This window comes from Pelagicoccus sp. SDUM812002, from assembly GCF_031127835.1.
GTDB lineage: Bacteria > Verrucomicrobiota > Verrucomicrobiia > Opitutales > Opitutaceae > Pelagicoccus.
Genome location: NZ_JARXHX010000007.1, coordinates 238,450 through 257,038, shown reverse-complemented (window position 1 = coordinate 257,038; position 18,589 = coordinate 238,450). Strand labels below are relative to the sequence as shown.

Here is an 18,589-nt window from a genome sequence, read left to right as displayed (position 1 = left end):
CCTGTATCCGAATCAGCTATACGCGAGGTTGGGAGCGAGCCACTTTTCGGCGACTTCGAGAGTGATACCCTTGCGTTTGGCGTAGTCCTCGATCTGGTCGCGCTCGACCTTGCCGACGTTGAAGTAGCGCGCATCCGCGCTGCCGAAGTAGAGGCCGGAAACGGAACTGCCCGGGTTCATGGCGAAGCTCTCGGTTAGGGAAACTCCGGTGTTTTCCTCTGCGGAAAGCAAGGCCCAGAGCGTTTCCTTTTCCGTATGGTCGGGACAAGCCGGATAGCCCGCCGCCGGGCGCACGCCTTGGTACTCTTCCTTGATCAGTTGCTCGACGGTGAGATCCTCGTCCTTGCCGAAGCCCCACTGCTCGCGGGTTTGCCGGTGAATGTACTCCGCGAGGGCTTCCGCAAATCGATCTCCCAGCGACTGGGCTAGGATCGCAGTATAGTCGTCGCCCGCGTCTTTGAACGTGTGCGCAAACGTTTCGACTTCTTCGCCTGCAGTCACCGCGAAACCGCCAATCGTGTCGACGCGGCCGCTCGCTTTGGGAGCGATAAAATCTGACAAGCTGTAGTACGTGTCGTCGCCTACCTTCTCTTTTTGCTGACGCAAGAAGTGGAAACGGCTGAGTTCTTCGCCAGCCGACTCGTCTTTCCAAAGCACAATGTCGTCGCCATCCGCGTTGGCCGGCCAGAGGGCGGTCACTCCGCGAAGGCGAAAGGCCTTCTCTTCGATGATCTGCTTGAGCAGTTTCTGGGCATCTTCGTAAAGCTCCGTCGCTTGCTTGCCGTACTTCTCGCTCTCGAGGATTTTCGGGAAAACGCCTTTGAGCTCCCAGGTCCAAAAGAAGGGAGACCAATCGATGTATTCCGCAACCATTGCCAGATCCACGTCTTCCCAAACCTTCAAGCCGTAACAATCGGGCTTGGCGAGCTCCGCTTTTGACCAATCCGTCGCGAAAGCTTTGGAGCGGGCTTCGGCCAGCGAAAGCACCTTGGCCCGGTTCTGGTTGCCTGCTGCATGACGCTCGCGCAGGCCGGTTTGGGCTGTATCTAATTCCTGGATAAACGCAGCCTTCTTTTCCGAATTGAGCAGGTCATTGCAAACGCCGACGACAAGAGAAGCGTCTGCAACATGAACGACCGGACCACTGTAGTGCTGAGCAATCTTGATGGCCGTGTGGGCCTTGCTCGTTGTGGCTCCGCCGATCAGGAGCGGCACGGTGAAACCGCGCCGCTCCATTTCCTTGGCCACATGGATCATCTCGTCGAGCGAAGGGGTTATCAAACCGCTCAGACCGATTATATCCGCCCCAATTTCTAGGGCTGTATCCAAAATCTTATCGCAAGGAACCATCACGCCGAGATCTTCGACCTCGTAGTTATTACAGCCGAGTACGACTCCAACGATATTCTTGCCGATATCATGTACGTCGCCCTTGACCGTAGCAATCAACATTTTGCCACGCGAAGAACTGGCGTTGTCCGCTTTCGCCGCTTCCATGAACGGAAACAGGTAAGCGACCGCCTTCTTCATCACGCGGGCCGATTTCACCACCTGCGGAAGGAACATCTTCCCTTCGCCGAAAAGCTTGCCCACGATTTTCATCCCATCCATCAGCGGTCCCTCGATCACGTCCAAGGGACGCGGCAGCTGCTGGCGCGCTTCCTCCACGTCTTCGTCGACAAAAGTGGAGATTCCCTTCACGAGAGAATGGGAGAGTCTCTCTTCAACCGAGTAAGAACGCCATTCGTCGACCTTTTCCTCGACCTTCTTGCCCGAGGCATTTGCTTTGACGGCTTCGGCCATGTCGATGAGTCGTTCCGTCGCCTCCGCGTTGCGATTTAGCAGTACATCTTCCACCGCTTCGAGCAGAGGCGGCTCGACCTCGTCGTAAACCGCGAGCATACCCGCGTTGACGATTCCCATGTCGAGACCCGCTTGGATAGCGTGGTACAAGAAAGCGGCGTGAATCGCCTCTCGCACGGGATTGTTGCCGCGGAAGGAGAATGAAATATTGGATACGCCTCCGCTCACGCGAGCATAGGGGCAGACTTGCTTGATCTCTCGCGTCGCTTCAATGAAGTCGACCGCGTAGTTGGCATGCTCTTCCATGCCGGTGCCGACCGTGAGGATGTTCGGGTCGAAGATGATATCTTCAGGAGGGAAATTGAGCTTCTCGACCAATAGATCGTAGGCACGCTTGCAGATTCGAACCTTGTCTTCACGAGTCGCCGCTTGCCCTTCTTCGTCGAAGGCCATCACGATCACGGCGGCTCCGTATCGACGAACCAAGGACGCGGACTCGAGGAACTTTTCCTCGCCTTCCTTGAGGCTGATCGAATTGACGACGCACTTGCCTTGCACGCACTTGAGTCCGGCTTCGATAACCGACCACTTAGAGGAGTCGATCATGATGGGCACGCGCGAAATATCCGGCTCGCTGGCCACGAGGTTGAGGAACTTCGTCATGCAGGCTTCGCCATCGAGCATGCCTTCGTCGAAGTTGATATCGATGATATTAGCCCCGTTCTCGACTTGCTGGCGGGCGACTGCAAGGGCGTCGTCGAACTTCTCCTCCTTGATGAGCTTCTTGAAACGCGGCGAGCCGGTCACGTTGGTGCGCTCGCCCACCATTACGAACGGTGCCTTCTCGCCTTTTACCTCGAAGGGCTCCAAGCCGGATAGGCGCAAGGCTTTCTCGATTTCGGGGATAGGACGCGGCGGATAAGAGCGAGCTTTGTCGGCGATGGCCTTGATATGCTCGGGCGTCGTACCGCAGCAACCGCCGATCAAGTTGACGAATTTGTTCTGGGCAAAGTCTTCCAAGAATCTGGCCGTGTCCGCAGGAAGCTCGTCGTAGCCCGTCTCGCTTAACGGGTTGGGCAGGCCAGCGTTCGGATAACAGGAGATGAAGCAATCAGCGCTTTTCGCGAGCGTCTCTATATAGGGGCGCATGTCTTGGGCACCCAATGCGCAGTTGATGCCGACGCTGAGCGGTCGAGCGTGGGCCACAGAATTCCAAAACGCTTCGATCGTTTGGCCCGAAAGCGTGCGGCCCGATGCGTCCGTTATCGTGACGCTGAGCATCACTGGCATCCGTTCGCCACGCTCGTCGAAGTACTCCTCGAGGGCGAAAATGCAGGCCTTGAGGTTCAGGGTATCGAACGTGGTTTCTGGAAGAAAGATATCCGCGCCAGCTGCGCCGAGGGCACGGATCTGCTGCAGGTAAGCAAGGCGGAGGTCGTCGAAGGTAACGGCGCGATACTCCGGACGATTCACATCAGGCGAAAGCGAAGCAGTACGGTTGGTCGGGCCGATCGCTCCCGCGACGAAACACTCGCGTCCAGGATTTTCAGCCACGAACTCCTCTATCGACTCTTTGGCGATGCGAACAGAGGCAGTGTTAAGGTCGTCGACAGCGTGCTGCAGGCTGTAATCCGCTTGGCCGATCACCGTAGCGGAAAAAGTGTTCGTCTCGATGATATCAGATCCCGCCTCCAGAAAGGCTTTATGGATTCCCTTGATAACATCCGGCCGGGTCAATGTCAGCAGCTCGTTGTTGCCCTTGAGGTCACTGGCATGGTCTTCGAAATGTCCCTTACGAAAGTCAGCTTCTTCAAGCTTATGGCGCTGGATCATTGTCCCCATGGCCCCATCCAAGAAAAGGATACGCTCGCCCAGCAAGTGGCGGAGGCGTTCGTAGGTTTTGGAAAGCGGAAGAGAATGCTGATCTAAAGTGGGCATCGTAAAACTGTGATTTTTTGGAACGAGCAAACCATGGGTGTAGCTGCGTTTTGCTCAAGCTCCGACTGAGCTGGCCTGGGATCTTCTTCGATCGAGTCCTGAGGCCACCTAGATCGCGCAAGTTATTACCGATAGTTTTAGGCGCTGGGGCTCAAGTTTTTCCCAAAACGCGCGATCTAAGACTACTCAACTAAGCACGCCTACTCACCGCTACGCATGAGCTTACGCCTTCCCAAGATTATCACTCACAAGTCAATCGCGACCGCTGCAGCACCAACCACAATCCAGAAACTACCATTTGGAATGACCCCGAAGGGAAAAATAACCGACCAGGACTACTCCTTCATTCGCGACCTCATCTACAAGGAGACACGCATCAATCTCGGGGACAGCAAACGCGAACTAGTGAGTGCACGCCTTGGCAAGCGTCTTCGTGCCAACGATATGGGAAGCTATACCGACTACTGCCAGATGCTGCAGTCGAAGCCCAACAGCGGGGAGCTCTACCACTTGATCGACGCGATCTCGACGAACCACACCTTCTTTTTCCGCGAGATCAACCACTTCAACTATCTGAACAGCCATATCCTTCCGAGCTTCGTTAACGGCCAGCTCGGAGCAGGCAAGGAACTCAAGATCTGGAGCTGCGCGTGTTCCACTGGAGAGGAACCCTACTCGCTCGCAATCGCCCTGGAGGAATTTCTCGGGAAGAGCCAAGGCCACGACTGGTCGATCCAATGCAGCGACATCTCCAATCGCGTTCTCGACTTCGCCTCCAAGGGCATCTACGACCGCGACCGCCTCAAAAATGTCAAAGACGAGTGGCTGAAACGCTACTTCCAAAAAGGCGAAAAGCAGATGGACGGCTACTTCCGCGTGCGGCCAGAAATCTCGCGTAAACTCAATTTTCAACGGCTCAATCTCTTCGCGCCGCAGTTCCCCTGGAACCAAAAGTTCCAAGTCATTTTCTGCCGTAACGTGATGATCTATTTCGACCGCGAAACGCAGCAAGAACTGGTTGGACGCCTTGCCCGACACCTCGTACCCGGTGGTTATTTGCTTATCGGGCACGCTGAGAGCCTAGCTGGCATCAGACACCCGTATACATCCATCAAGCCCGCCATTTATCAGCTGCCAGCATAGTCAGGTAGCGGTCCCCACGGCGTTCCTTTCGAACGCAAACGAACTAATTCACGATGCGCCTAGGCAGAATGATCGCGTAAAAAAACCGCTAATTGCTATTGATTCGCCCAAAGCCGAGTTGCCAGTGACGGATTCAGGCTCAAGCGTCTAGACAACGCTCGACTGTGAATCCCCTAACCATCAGCTCACCCGTGTCTGCCAACGACCTTTCCACCTCCATCCGCGACCTCGCGGGTACTGTAGGCGGCGAGACTAACGTCGCCGCTCTTGGACCCGGAGTCCTTTACCTTCTCAAGTTGCCGGATAGAGAGCCACACTACTTCTCTCAGAGCGAAACCGCCTTTCCGCCCGCCTTCTACAAACTGCTGGATGCGGCGACGACCTGGGACGAAATCGTGGTGGAAGATCATCGCGAAGCGTACCGGCAGGCCGTATCCCTTGACCAGTTCGAGACCGAGGCTCGCTATCGCATCCGCCTAAATCGCCGCGGTGGAACCCTCCCAGTGGTCGACTACCGTACCCTCATACGCAACGAGTCTGGCCAAGCGGTCGGTGTTGCTGGCCGCCTCGTCGACGACTCCTTCCGCAGCGTCGCCTTCGACGCCTTAGCCCGCCGGTCCTGGAAGGAAATCGCCACCAGCATGACCCGGCGTTACCTGCACGATTTCAACAACACTATCGCCGGCATCTATTCGCTCAGCGAGCTCTATGCCGAACCGGGCTCCGACCCGAAGTCCACCGCGGAGGCCATGGGCCACATTCGCGACTGCTCGGTGCGGGCTCAAGACCTGACCAAAAGGATCCGCCACCTCACCACTCTGGAGGCCGGTCAAAAAAGCTATTTCGACCTAGGATCTTTAGTGGAGGAACAAAAAGAGTACATGGAGGCACTTCTCCCGAAAGGCACCGTTATCGCGATCAAAGTCGAAAGTGGGGAACATCCCATCCAAATCGATGCCAATCGCTTCCGCCAAATCATCCTGCACCTGACCAGCAACGCAGCCGACGCTTGCGGGGAAGACGCTGCGATACAGATCCACGTTTCCCAAACTACCTCGGACGGTCGTGCCTGCGGAGTTATCGAGTTTTCCGACAACGGACCTGGATTCAAATCAGAGGACCTCGAGAACGCGACTACCGCGTTCTACACGACCAAAGGCAGTGACAATCACCCAGGACTTGGCTTGAGCATCGCATACAATTTCGCCACCGAACTTGGAGGCAGCCTCAAGCTGGGCAACAATCCGGACAAAGGGGCGAACATTCGCATCGTCCTCCCGCTTCTCGAGCGAGAAGAAAAACTGACGCCTCCCGAAACCGAAAATATCGCCACTGTCCCCGCCGCCGCAACGCGACAAGCTCCGGCCACTACGCAGCCAAGCTTACCCAAAAGTCCCCCGAAAGTGCTCGTCTACACGTGGGAGGACATCACTCGGCATCCGCTACTTATCGCCATGCACAAGGCGGGCTGGGATACTCGGATCCACCTTGAGCCCGGGCAGCTTCTACTAGATCTTTTGCAAGATGGCGAACAACTCGACGGTGTGATCGTATTCAAGAGTGCCCTAGACGAAAAAGCCGAGCCTCTCATTTCCGAGTTGGGTCACGCCCGCAACTGCGAGAAGGTTGCCCTGGTCGCTCTGGGAGAAAGCGTCGACGCCCTATCGGTTTCTGCAAAAAGAATTTGCGGAATGGTAGCCTCCGGCTCATCAAAACCTTCCGCCTTGCTCAACAAGATGGCCAGCTACTTCAACTGAGTCCCCCTCTCAGCTGGCAAAGCATGGCCCACCGACCTTCCCGAACGCACCCATGAGATTCTCCGAGCCGAGATCCAGCAACATCCTCGTATTAGACGACGACGACATAGTCCTCCTCGCCATGAAGGAAACCCTCGAACGAGAGGGCTATCTAGTAACCGCCTTCACCAGCCCAAACGAGGCAATCAAGGCGGTCGAAGCCAACCGCTTCTCCACCATCATTTCCGACCATCGCATGCCGGAAATGACGGGGCTAGAATTCCTCGACCTCTGCAAACAAAAGCAACCCAACGCGTCTCGCATACTCATAACCGGAGTGCTCACGCTCAACACCGTCGTCGAGGCAGTAAACAAGGGCGAAATCTTCCGGTTCCTAGCCAAGCCATGGATCCGAGAGGAGCTACTCGCTACCGTCGAAAACGCAGTCCAACGCTACGCGCTCGTTGAGACCAACGAGAAACTGCAAGCTGACACCCTCGACCTCAACGAGAAGCTCGTAGCTAGCAATACGACGCTGGAGGATAAGGTCCGCCAACTGCAGGAGCAAACCATCATGCTCGACGAGGCCAACCAAGCCTTGGAGAGAAACTTCAAGCACTCCCTGGAAATCTGCTTCCGCCTCATCGAAGCCTTCCATCCAATCCTAGGCCAGCAAACCAAGTCGGTCGTCTCCATTTGCTCCGAAATAGCCAAGTCCGAGCTACTCGAACCACGCGAGGCTGAAGTTCTCAAAGTGGCATCCTGGCTCTACAATCTCGGCCGCATCGGCTTACCCCGCGATCTTGTCTCCAAAAGCCTCAACGATGCTCAAAGCCTCGACGAGACAGAAGAGACACTCATGCGCCACTATCCGGTCTACGGGCAGACCCTCGCTTCCTTCGTCGAGAACCTAAACGAAGTAGGCCTAGCCATCCGCTACCACCGCGAACGTTTCGACGGGCTCGGCTACCCCGACCAGCTCAGCCGCGAGAGTATCCCCGTCCCTGCCCGCCACCTCGCGGTGGCTATTGGCTTCGTGGAGTGCAACCTGCCAAGAGACCAAGCCCTCGAGTTCATCATCCGCGAATCCGGCCGAGCCTATCATCCCGAGGCGGTGCGTCTTTTCATGAAGAGCTCGAACCTCACCAACCTACCTAAGAAGGTACGCGAGATCACTCTGGCGGAACTGGAGCCAGGCATGGTGTTGGCAAAAGGAATTTACAGCCCTTCGGGGCTCTTGCTAATCCCAGAGGACAAACGCCTCACGGGCGGCATCATTTCAAAGATCAAGGAACACGATTTCGCCAACCCGCTGACCCAGCGTCTGATGGTTTTTCGCTAGACGCCCGAGTCCACCACGTTCCTTACAACCTCCGCACTCAAACGGGGTTATACGTAAATCTTTTACGCGAGCCTCAATGAGTCTCGGCTCGAATCGGGATTAAGACGGGGGAATCTACCCTCATGAGTGTACCAGCCTCTATTTTGTCCTTAAGAAAAGCTGCCGCGATACCGATCTAGCTCATAATTAATAGCATTCCCACAACTCCACCGCGGAATAATTATGAGCAACCTCTCATTCGACGACACTACTACTAACACCTCTTTTTCATCCGGCAAATTCCTCACCTTCACCCTGGCCGAAGAGTGCTACGGAGTCGAGGTGCTCAAAATACGAGAAATCATTCGCATGCAGAAGATCACGCCTGTACCGCAAATGCCGGAACACGTGAAAGGCGTCATCAACCTGCGCGGCAAGGTAATCCCCGTGGTCGATCTCCGCGTAAAATTCAATCTCCATGCAGGTGAGGCTACCGAGCGTACCTGCATTATCGTCGTAGATGTAGACGGCGGACAAGGCGTCAACCAACTCCTCGGATTGGTCGTCGATGCCGTCGAAGAAGTTCTCAACGTTACCGAAGGAGACGTGAAGCCATCCCCCGATTTCGGAACCCGCCTCAGCACCGAATGCTGCCTCGGCATCGCCAAAATCAAAGACAGCGTCAAGACTCTCCTCGACATAGAGAAAGTCGTCTCCAGCGAACTCGAAGACGCCCTCGGCTTCTAGCGGATTAATTCCAGAAGCCCTCAACAACTCTCAGTCCCTCGCCCATCACGAAGGCCTGTTTTATTTTCCCATCCCTGACATCCCGTATGCTTAGCCCCCCCAAACCGCAGTCCTCTACCACGCTAAACGCATCACCTAGAACGAGCACAGACAGACATTTGACCTAATGAGCGGAGCCCCATCTCTCCCATCCCTTTTTCAGCAACGCGTCGTCGTCGGCGTCGGTGATCTGGCAGTATCCAACAACGCGAACGTGAACCTCAGTACGTTCGCACTGGGTTCCTGTGTCGGTATCATCGTCTACGACAAAGAAGCCAAAGTAGGCGGCCTGATCCATATCATGCTGCCAGACTCCACCCTCTCGCCCGAAAAAGCCCAGAAACAACCCGCCATGTTTGCCGATACAGGCATGCCTATCATGTTTCGCAACCTCTGCGGACTCCGGGCGGAACGCCGCCGCATGCGTGCTTTCGTAGCAGGAGGCGCCTCCGTGATATCGGGCTCAGACATGTTCAAGATTGGCGAGCGCAATATTCTCGCCGTGAAGAAACTCATCAACGCACTCGGCATCCAAGTCGTGAAAGCAGATGTCGGCGGCGTCAACAACCGCACCATCCATCTCAACGTCGGCACCGGTGAAGTGACACTAAAGACCCCCCTCGGAACATCGAAATTCAGCCTCGCCTAGCCATGACAGTAGAAGAACTTATCAAGAATACGGACACTCTGCCGCCAGCTCCTGAAGTACTCCCGAAGCTCGTCAAGATCATGAAAGATCCTGACACGGACGCGAGCGACATCGTGCAGCTCATCTCCACGGATGCGGCGATCATGGCGGGCGTTCTCAAGCTCACCAACTCTGGAGCTTACTCACCTGCTTCCCCAGTCACAGACTTGCAAGACGCCGTAGCCATGCTCGGCATCAAGGAAGTCTATCGCATCGTGAACCTCGTCTCCAGTGGCGACTACCTTGATGGAGCGCTTCCCAGCATGGATATCGGCAAAGGAAGCCTCTGGGCCCACTCCCTCGCCGTGGCGCTCATCATGGACCAGATCGCCAAGGAAGCCACCGACATGGAAGGCCTCCCATATACACTGGGGCTACTACACGACATCGGAAAACTCGGCATGCACCTCGGTTGCGGCGAGCAATACGTAAACATTTTCAAGAAAGTGGAAACCGAGCGCCTCAGCCTCGACAAAGCAGAGAGCCAGACGCTCGGATTCGACCACGCCCTCGCAGGTTCCAAGATGCTGGAAGAGTGGTCCTTCCCAGAGGAGGTCTACATTCCCATTCGCTACCAATACAATCCGACCGAAGCGCCGGAAGAACATAGAAAGCTCGCCGGAGCGCTACACGTCGCCAACTGGGGAGCAGCTGTTATCGGTTGCAACGATGGACGCGACAGCTGGGCCCTCGATATGATCGAAGGTGCTTTCGAAATCGATCAAAGCCAGCTCGAGCTCGCCATCCTTAACGCCCGAGAAAAGCTCGAGAAGGCACGCCACGCTCTCGAAGTAGGAGCCAACTGAGCCAACCGGCGATACCCGCACTCGCCGAACTGCTCGCGAGCCTGAGTACATAGCTCTAGCAAAAGTTGGCAGCCGTTGAGTAGTTTCCGCTAAAGCTAAGAATATTTAGGACGATGGTAGCCATTGAGTAACCTCCCAAAGAGACCGCGCGATAGCAAATGCAAAACTACGACAAGCTCCTCCAAGCCAATCTTCCCGACGCCCTGCAAAGCGCGATCGAGAATCTCGACGGAGCCTTCGACATCCCAAAGCAACTTCTGCAGGCTGATGTCAGCTCGCTAGAACCTCTCAATTGCTGCGTATTCGCCTACTTCGCTCGAGATGACGTCTTTTATCTAAACCAAAAAGGTCGCGAGTTACTTCGCCAAAAGCAACCGAGCTTCGAACGCAAAGCCCAATCTGCCCCGCCTATCTTTTGGCTGGAAGACGATCCAAATCTCCAGGCTGCAGACAACTACGTAGCGAGCCGCCAACGTCCGCTTTTCGAAACCCGCGAGCTCATTACCCTTTCGTGGGGAAAAACGTGGCTGCACGGATCGAAATTCCCGATCCGGTCCATTCTCGGACACCCCCTAGCAATCATTTTCGCAGGCCACGAGGTCCCTCCCTCCCAGCAGATCAAGCTCGTGGCAGAGCATTACCAAACCACCCAACAAGGCACCGGAGACAACTAAGATGAAGAAGAATGTACTACTCGTAGAAGACGATCCAGCCCTGCGCATGGTCATGCGCGAAGTCCTCAAGGACGAGTTCGACGTCGACGAAGCAGACAACGGTGACGACGGTATCCACAAGGGCCTCTCCGACACCAACGATCTCATCATCCTCGACTACCACCTTCCCAAGAAAGACGGCCTCCAAGTCATCGAAGCCGTAAAGGCAGCGCATCCGAACGTTCCAGTTATCGTTCTAACTGGCTTCCTCAACCCCGATTCCGAAGCCCAGTTCAACCAGCTCGGCGCCAGCAAGATATTTCCGAAGCCCTTCAACTACAGAGCACTCCTTGAGGTCGTGCGAAATCTGACCCTCAGCGCGAGCTCGCCCTCCGAGGTGACTGAGGTCCCCGTCGCTCCGAAGCCGTTCGTCCAGCCACAGCTTGCTCCTACTGAAACCGAAATGTTCGCGGACTCCCTCAGCACAGTAGCCGCCTTGGCGGAAAAACTAGAATTCCTTCAATCCGTTACCGAAAAATACTGGATAGAGCCCAGTGACATATCCACTATACGCGAAGCCGCACGTTGCATGGAAAACGAAATCCAGAGCTTTTACGGTAAGATCAATAACACCCTATTCGATGCCGGAGGTTTCAACTCTCCGCTCATCAGAAACACCAAGAAGCCACACCTCTCAGGGAATAACTGAGCCGTCGTAACAAAGCGGCTAATTCAGGTAAAAACGTAAAAAAAACGCCTCAGAAAAATTCCCAAAAGTCGATTTATAGAAACACTCTAAACTTGGCTGAGCATCCCACGCTGAACCGAGTTCATCACCGCTCACCCTATTAAAAGCCACTCAGCTTCCGGAAAATGAAAATTCTAATCGTAGACGACGATCCCGCAATCCGACTCCTGCTTTTCACCGTATTTGGCGAGGAACACGACGTATCTGTCCTGTGCGACGGCCATAACGCAGTATCCGTACTTTCCGACCCCAACCACCAGTTCGACGTAGTGCTGCTCGACCTTAAGATGCCACGCCTCTCTGGCGAGATGGTGCTCGAATTCCTATCCGGTTGGCAGAACATCAAGACTAAGTTCATCATCATCTCCGGGTTCCACGACGAGGCACGCCACTTCAAATACCCGAACTTGGTCGCCACGCTCGCAAAGCCCTTCAATATCAAGGAACTGGTCCGCATCGTAGAAACCTCGCAAGACAAGGTCGCGATCAGCTAGAGATTCGCAGACAGGCAATTTTCGCCGTATCAGCGGTTCGGATACTTCCGAATCGCTTTTTTGCGTCCAGGTCGCGGGAATGGAATGTTGAACTTAAGCAAAAAGCACTAATTCAAGACTGCATTATTCGGAAGGGTTCACTCTACATTTGCCAATTGGGACTTCGCACGTATCTTTCAACCTTTGGATTTCCCACCTCGATGAACCCCGCCGACTCCATCCTTGAAGATACACTCGCTCGCATCGGCCTCACTTCGACCGAGAGAGACGAGCACCGGGAGATCAAGCTCACGCAAGCCGAGGTCGATTGTATGCTCGAAGAAGCGTATAACCTCGGCATCAAAGAGGGAAAAAAGAGCCTGTTCCACGAAGAGGAGGACATGGGCACGCAACTCTTCCAGCAGTTGATGGAGTCCTTGCCAGACCATGTCTACTTCAAGGACTTACAGAGCCGATTCATCTGCGTAAACCGGTCGATGGCCACTTACCACGGAGTAGGCGAGCCTTCGGCAATCGTAGGAAAGTCTGACTTCGACTTCTTTGAGTCCGACTCCGCCCGCGCCAAGTTCGAGGACGAGCAGGAAATCATCCGCACCGGAAACGGATGGAGCTTCAAGGAAGAGCTCTCCATCCATGAAGGTAAAAAAGAACGCTGGGTCATATCCTCCAAACTTCCACTCTACGATCCCAACGGAAAAATCTGCGGCACCTTCGGTCTCTCACGCGACATCACGAAACAGAAAAACGCCGAGCGCGAAGTATTTCGCCAGCGTCGCTTGCTCGAAACAATCGTCCAAATCCTTCCTTGTCGCCTCTTTCTCCGCGACCGTGAAGGCAAATTCATCCTCGTAAATCAAGAGTACCGAAAAGTTGTCGGAATTCCAAACGACCTAGACATCACTGGCAAACTGCTAACCGACGTCATCAACGACCCCCGGGCGGACCGCGTATTGGCAGAAGACCTACAAGTCGTCGAATCCGGAGAAGCTATCAACAATAAGCTCGAGTACGACAAAAGCATACTCGCCGGCAATCGCTGGGTGCTCACCTCAAAAGTCCCCCTGCGGACCCAGTCCGACACCATCGAAGGTATCGTCGGCATGTCGCTCGACATAACTGAGCAGAAAAAGGCTGAGGAGCTTGCCCGCAATGCGAAGGAAGCGCTCCAAGCCAAGAACGAACAGTACGAGGAAGAACTCCTCGTCGCTCGCCAGCTTCAGGAGCAGCTCATGTCGATGGGCTTCAACCAGAGCCGAATGTATTCGAAGGATGGCGACAACTGGAGTTTCCGCGCCTGCTACATATACAAGCCAAGCCATCACCTTGCGGGCGACTTCTTCTATTTGATCCCAGTCGACGAAAACCGAATCGGCGTGCTCGTGTGCGACGTCATGGGACACGGCGTCAAAGCTGCCCTCGTCACTATGCTGATTCGCGGCCTCATGACGGAGATTCCTGACATCTTAGGCCACCCGTCTAAGGTCCTTCAACACCTCAACGAGACCATCCTTTCGCTCGCGGAAGACGAAGAATTCCCGCGTTTCGTTACTGCCGCATACCTTATCGTAGACCTCGAACATGGTGAAGCGATAATGGCAAACGGAGGCCACCCCTGCCCCATCTTAAAAAACACCGAAAGCGATTTCCTAGAGTGTCCCTGCGACATAGTCGGCCCCGCTCTCGGGCTCCTAGGAGGTGAACCTTTCGGCGACACAAAATTCTCGTTCGGTAGCGAGTCCGAACTTTTTCTCTTTACTGACGGCATTATCGAGCAATGTACATCCAGCGGCCAAGACTTCGGAAAAGACGGGCTCATACATGCTCTAGGGCTCGCCACAAGCCGCAATATCGGCGACCAGCTCGAGCAAGTTAAAACCTCTTTGTCGACCGCTCTCGAGGGAAGACCCTCCAGCGACGACATCTGCGTCGTAGCCCTGAAACTGACTCCCAACGCCTAAAGCACGGCACGTTTCAGGGAAAGGATTGCCGCCTCACTACTTCGCGAACTTAGCGTAGGCACGAGCCACTTGACCGGGGGCGACCTTGGAATAAGCCTCCTTCATGCGAGGCGGTAACGAACACTTGAGCAGCAAGCGCTCATTTTCACGGTCCACAATCATGAGTTTCATGATCTTGTCCCGGCACTCCTTAACCAAAGGAGACAAAATCGGCGATACAGGTTCACCCGACTCGTTAATCATCCGCAGTAACTCCAGACCCTTGTCCAAAACGCCCACGAACTTCTTTTTCTTTTCCAAAAACTCCTCGCTAGGAGGTTCACCCGTCGAGCGCATGAGCTGCCCTTCCTCGATGAAGAGTTCGTGCAGGTCTGAGCACAAACGTACGTGTTCGCGCAAAATCGCTTCGGTCTTGGCTGGGTTCATTAAAATCGGACTCGAGATATTAATCTTACTGTGCCTTCAAAAGTTGAAGGCGGGCCACAAGATCATCTTCCCAATTCAAGTGTTCAAGCCTCCATTGGGCCATTTCCTTTAGGGACCGCAGATTCTCGCCTAGATTTACGTCAGCTACCAACTGCGCATCTTCGGGATCCAGAATCTCCTCGTAGGCAAGCTTCGCCTTCTCCGGCAAACCAAGACGCTCGAAGCAAAGCCCGATTTGATGGATTGCCGGCCAGCGCCAAGCCGGAGCTGCGCTATAGCGGGCAAGAGCTTGATAGATGGTCAATGCACTTCGGAAATCTCCGTTCTCGTAAAACTCGTTTGCCAATTCATTGCCTGTGCGACGCTTCCAGTAGTCCGCATCACTTACGTAGCCCGCTTCCATGTTCGTTTGGGACTGCAAAATGTTAACTACCTCGCGAAGGGCCTCCGGCTTTCGATTGAGATGCTCGTAGGACTTAGCCAAAAGATATCGCAGCTCTGGATTGTGGGGACTTTCTGGATACTCATCCAAGAAGTGTTTCAGATGGGACACGGCACGCTGGTAGTTGGAGAGCTCATACAAAAGGTAGCACATGCGGTAGTGCACTCGGAGTCGCTCGACAGGCCTGAGCTCTAGGCGGAAAAGGGCTTCATAAAGCCGATAGGACTCCTGATACTCCTCCCGCTCCTTGTGCGTCTCAGCAATCGCAAGCTTCGCGTTCAACGAAACTTGGCGGTACTTTTCCAGCTGATCGAATGAAACGTTCAGTGACGAATTCAAAACCTTGTAGTAACGTGAAATCGCCAACTCCTGGGCACCCATCTCGCGATAGATATTCCCTAGGTCCATGTAGACTTCCGGCAAACGGCGGCTATCGGGAAACTCAGTGGCAAGCCGTTCGAAAATCGCCGCCGACTTAGGAAACATTCCAGCCTCGCGATAGAGTTCGCCCATCTTCGAAAGCACCAGCTCCTTCTCCGGAACTTCTGTCGGCACTCCGAGAGCTGCAGCGAAGTAGCGCTCTGCGAACTCGACCTCTCCACCTTTCCACTCGGTGATCGCAGCTTCGTAGTAGCGAAGCACCTGCTCGGAAGCTAATTCCGGATCCAACTCACGCTTCGGCTCCACGATTACTATCCGGTGCGGATCGAAAGCAGGCTTACCGTCCTCGTGTACGTCCGCGCCCTTCTTAGCCCCACCTCCATGTCCCGAGGAAGCATCAGCCGTTAACTCAGGGGCCGGAGAGGAAGCGAAAAGCAGCGACGTGATAAAACAGGCCAAGGCTGAGGGTATGAAACATCGTATGGTTTTCATCACTTTTCTTTAGTCAGGGTCGCAGAGCTCTTGATCGTATTGGTCGAAGGAGTTGCCGGAGAGAAGGGAACCATCGCACCAGTTTTTCCCCCGTTGGTATCCGTCTCGAAGTAGATCAGGACTTCTTCAGGTCTCAAAACGGACGAACGTTGCTCATCCAAGTCGAAATGTTCGACCATTTCTTCCTGCGCTCTGCTCCGCGTTTCAATCTTGCCTGAAACGATCTCGTGCGGAGCCATCTCAATAACGATTTCCGACAACATGGCAGCGTTATTGAGCTCGTCTTCCGACAATCCGCTTTCGATCAGGTAAGGCATATACTCGCTAGCGACGAAGTTGAACTCGGGAAGAGCCGGCGAGGGCGGGCGATCATTGACAGGGTCTATATCGGAAAATCTAAGGGCGGGCGGCGCGTCCACCGCCAGGTATCCCTCTCGCAAGGTTGGCTTCTTTTCAGTTCCACGTCCTATCAAGACCAACCCGCCTAATCGCTTCACCGAACTGCGGACCCTTTTCAAACGGGCCTTAACGGTCATGTTCGATTCACTAGGGGGCTCGTCAAATTCCGTCAGCTCATGGGCGTGCACTTCCTCCTCTTCCTCCTGAAAAGTATCTTCGGTCATCTCCACCTCCACCTCTTCGAACGCCGCCAACTCTTTGGTCGTTTTTGAAGGAGCAGAGTTTTCCACTTCGGCCCAACCGCGACGTTTCGCCCGCACGTGGCCTAGCTCGAGAGACGCGGCACTAGCAGGGCCACATAAGCTCACGAAAACGAGAGTCATTAGAAGCGATTTAAAAAGGGTATTCAGAGTCATTTTTTCAGTCTCATGGTAGGGTCAGGAGCGAGAGCAACCCCACCCTTTTGTATCGGTAGTAGACACGGCCTTCTTGAGTAACTTCACTCATTTAGAATCCCTTCGGAAGTCCCTCCGGTTCAATACCTTGGGCAGCACGGTATGTATCGAGCAAGTCCTGCTCCGTGTGCACATCGAGCGGACCCGCCCGATCGTCGTCAAAAAGGCTATCCATGGCGGAGGTAATCTTGTAAACATCCTCGTAATTGGCCAAGCGATCGACCGTCTGAGCCCATACCGCAAACGGCTTTGAAAGCGATTCCCCATCGCGGTAGGCCAAATCCACAGCCCGGTCGATCACCGCCGGATCGCACATCGGGAAATTGATATTGAAATTCACATGCACGTCACACGGGTGATTCTCCACGATGTGCTGAAAAACGGGTACCGACGGGACCTCGTCCCCCGCCAACTCAACGGGACGCCGCAAAACCGTCGCCCCAAAATCCAATGCCACACGAGCAATCAACTCGCTCTCCGTGGAAACCACAATCTCGTCCACGAGCTTCGCCCGACGCAGAATCTCCACCCCCAGCCCTACCAACGGCCTGCCCGCAAACGGAAGCAGATTCTTATAGGCCAGCCTCTTGCTGCCCAAACGAGCGATTATGGAACCAACGACGTACATAGACGAAAAGCCGCCCTAGGCAGGAATTGCCGGGGCATGCGGAAAATAGATGCGACAGTTGAGATTTTGCAAAACGACCTCTCAACAAAGCAAACGCCGGGCCAACCCATATAATCGAGAATTCAAGCCGTTATCTAAAAACACCTTACAACGAAGATTCTGTAAGTCGCCAAATGTTCCGGCAAAAGCTTCCTCTTCAAACTTAGCTAATGATTGGGATCAGCGACACCGGAAATGTCGGCCTCGCTAGCGACCGATCCAGCCCCAGCACCCCATCCGAAATCTACAGTCTCACCGCTCTGAATCCCTCACCCGAGAACATTCGCTCGAATCATGGAAGAGCCTCAAGCCAAGCCTCCAAAAGCGTCAACTCCTTCCGGTCAATCAAAGAGGCATCTACAAACGCTTCATACCCAGAAATCATATCGTCTCCTAAATTGGAAAGCCCTCCTTTAAAGGGCATCCTCATGAGTTTTTGGCAAATCTCTGCATTGTACAAATACCCTAGCTGCTCGTCCTTGAAATCGACTAGTAGGTCATGCTCGTTTCGATCTTGAAAAACCCCTGGAGATTGGAACGCCAGACGCATACCGTTTTCCCACAACAAGCGTTGTGCGATAAAGCTTCGCCAGATATCCGTCATGCGAAACGGGCAGAAGGAAGGCAGGTACAGCAAAGCAAAAACTCTGCTATCCCAGTGCGTGCACTGGCTGTTGAACGGGCACCAAGTACCCACTTCCAGAGCGAGCTTCCCTTCACCGAAGTAAATCGGAATCTTGCCAACGAACCGATAAATCGCGTCGACATCAGGGTCACCGTCCGCCAGAAACTGCACGACCGGGCAATCGAGCTCTGCGGTCCCACGCGAAACCTCACGCTCGCGCTGAATCTCAGCCAGAGGATATCCGCGCGGCCAGACGTTCTCTTCTGAGAACTCGTTGTAGATATTCAGCCAACCATCGGTCTTCACAAAAGACACGGATTCCACCCCTAGAACTGCGTTAAAAAAAGCCTCTGATGGGGTATTATCGTCGTCTAGATCGCAAATAACGGTGGCGCCAGCATGCATTGCGGCTAGATATCCAAAATTCTTCCGGGCATAATGATTCGCAGGGCAAAGCGCGGCAAAGCCCGGAAACATCTCCTCCTGTTTCGCGAAAGAAATGAAATGGCTCGGAGATACATCCACCGAAGCCGGCCCTTTTTTGTCCCCTGCGAGATAGAGGCCAAAGCCTGATGATTCGCACAGAGAAGCCGTCGATATCATCGAAGCAGAGCACGAATTTATAGTG

General features: G+C 54.4%; 16 protein-coding genes. 10 read left to right on the top strand and 6 right to left on the bottom strand.

The window, feature by feature from the left end; genetic code table 11:
- Window positions 1–12: 12 nt before the first annotated feature.
- A complete protein-coding gene (gene metH / locus QEH53_RS12765) occupies window positions 13–3,741 on the bottom strand; it encodes a methionine synthase (protein ID WP_309023588.1) in 3,729 nt (1,242 codons plus the stop codon).
- 216 nt (window positions 3,742–3,957) lie between these two features.
- Between metH and QEH53_RS12760 the strand changes: the two genes are divergently transcribed.
- From QEH53_RS12760 to QEH53_RS12715, 10 genes are all read left to right on the top strand, one after another.
- Window positions 3,958–4,884 carry a protein-glutamate O-methyltransferase CheR gene (locus tag QEH53_RS12760; protein ID WP_309023587.1) on the top strand — a complete coding sequence of 309 codons (927 nt, stop codon included), beginning with the start codon at window positions 3,958–3,960 and terminating at the stop codon, window positions 4,882–4,884.
- A gap of 164 nt (window positions 4,885–5,048) precedes the next feature.
- The gene (locus QEH53_RS12755) at window positions 5,049–6,641 is read left to right on the top strand and encodes a HAMP domain-containing sensor histidine kinase (RefSeq protein WP_309023586.1); all 1,593 of its coding nucleotides are present in this window, start codon (window positions 5,049–5,051) and stop codon (window positions 6,639–6,641) included.
- A gap of 52 nt (window positions 6,642–6,693) precedes the next feature.
- Complete coding sequence (locus QEH53_RS12750; RefSeq protein ID WP_309023585.1) at window positions 6,694–7,962, top strand: HD domain-containing phosphohydrolase; 1,269 nt, start codon at window positions 6,694–6,696, stop codon at window positions 7,960–7,962.
- Between the two features lie 222 nt (window positions 7,963–8,184).
- Entirely contained in the window at window positions 8,185–8,688 is a 504-nt protein-coding gene (locus QEH53_RS12745) for a chemotaxis protein CheW (protein WP_309023584.1), read from the top strand.
- Between the two features lie 166 nt (window positions 8,689–8,854).
- Entirely contained in the window at window positions 8,855–9,376 is a 522-nt protein-coding gene (locus QEH53_RS12740; protein ID WP_309023583.1) for a chemotaxis protein CheD, read from the top strand.
- A gap of 2 nt (window positions 9,377–9,378) precedes the next feature.
- Window positions 9,379–10,221, top strand: coding sequence for an HDOD domain-containing protein (locus QEH53_RS12735; protein ID WP_309023582.1), 843 nt, complete (start codon window positions 9,379–9,381; stop codon window positions 10,219–10,221).
- A 158-nt stretch (window positions 10,222–10,379) separates the two neighbouring features.
- The gene (locus tag QEH53_RS12730; protein WP_309023581.1) at window positions 10,380–10,895 is read left to right on the top strand and encodes a hypothetical protein; all 516 of its coding nucleotides are present in this window, start codon (window positions 10,380–10,382) and stop codon (window positions 10,893–10,895) included.
- A 1-nt stretch (window position 10,896) separates the two neighbouring features.
- The gene (locus tag QEH53_RS12725) at window positions 10,897–11,583 is read left to right on the top strand and encodes a response regulator (RefSeq protein ID WP_309023580.1); all 687 of its coding nucleotides are present in this window, start codon (window positions 10,897–10,899) and stop codon (window positions 11,581–11,583) included.
- 164 nt (window positions 11,584–11,747) lie between these two features.
- Window positions 11,748–12,116: a response regulator gene (locus tag QEH53_RS12720; protein ID WP_309023579.1), complete on the top strand. Its 369-nt coding sequence runs from the start codon at window positions 11,748–11,750 to the stop codon at window positions 12,114–12,116.
- A gap of 200 nt (window positions 12,117–12,316) precedes the next feature.
- Window positions 12,317–14,074, top strand: coding sequence for a SpoIIE family protein phosphatase (locus QEH53_RS12715; RefSeq protein WP_309023578.1), 1,758 nt, complete (start codon window positions 12,317–12,319; stop codon window positions 14,072–14,074).
- A 36-nt stretch (window positions 14,075–14,110) separates the two neighbouring features.
- On the opposite strand, the gene QEH53_RS12710 is transcribed toward QEH53_RS12715, so the two are convergent.
- The 5 genes from QEH53_RS12710 to QEH53_RS12690 all read right to left on the bottom strand — a co-directional run bounded on the left by QEH53_RS12710 (window position 14,111) and on the right by QEH53_RS12690 (window position 18,564).
- The gene (locus tag QEH53_RS12710) at window positions 14,111–14,500 is read right to left on the bottom strand and encodes a hypothetical protein (RefSeq protein ID WP_309023577.1); all 390 of its coding nucleotides are present in this window, start codon (window positions 14,498–14,500) and stop codon (window positions 14,111–14,113) included.
- 25 nt (window positions 14,501–14,525) lie between these two features.
- Window positions 14,526–15,815, bottom strand: a complete 1,290-nt coding sequence (locus QEH53_RS12705) for a tetratricopeptide repeat protein (RefSeq protein ID WP_309023576.1) — start codon at window positions 15,813–15,815, stop codon at window positions 14,526–14,528.
- Window positions 15,815–16,597 carry a hypothetical protein gene (locus QEH53_RS12700; RefSeq protein WP_309023575.1) on the bottom strand — a complete coding sequence of 261 codons (783 nt, stop codon included), beginning with the start codon at window positions 16,595–16,597 and terminating at the stop codon, window positions 15,815–15,817. Before QEH53_RS12700 ends, QEH53_RS12705 begins: the two co-directional genes overlap by 1 nt.
- 124 nt (window positions 16,598–16,721) lie before the next feature.
- Window positions 16,722–17,297, bottom strand: a complete 576-nt coding sequence (locus tag QEH53_RS12695) for a hypothetical protein (RefSeq protein ID WP_309023574.1) — start codon at window positions 17,295–17,297, stop codon at window positions 16,722–16,724.
- Between the two features lie 331 nt (window positions 17,298–17,628).
- Window positions 17,629–18,564, bottom strand: a complete 936-nt coding sequence (locus QEH53_RS12690; protein WP_309023573.1) for an STELLO glycosyltransferase family protein — start codon at window positions 18,562–18,564, stop codon at window positions 17,629–17,631.
- Window positions 18,565–18,589 lie beyond the last annotated feature (25 nt).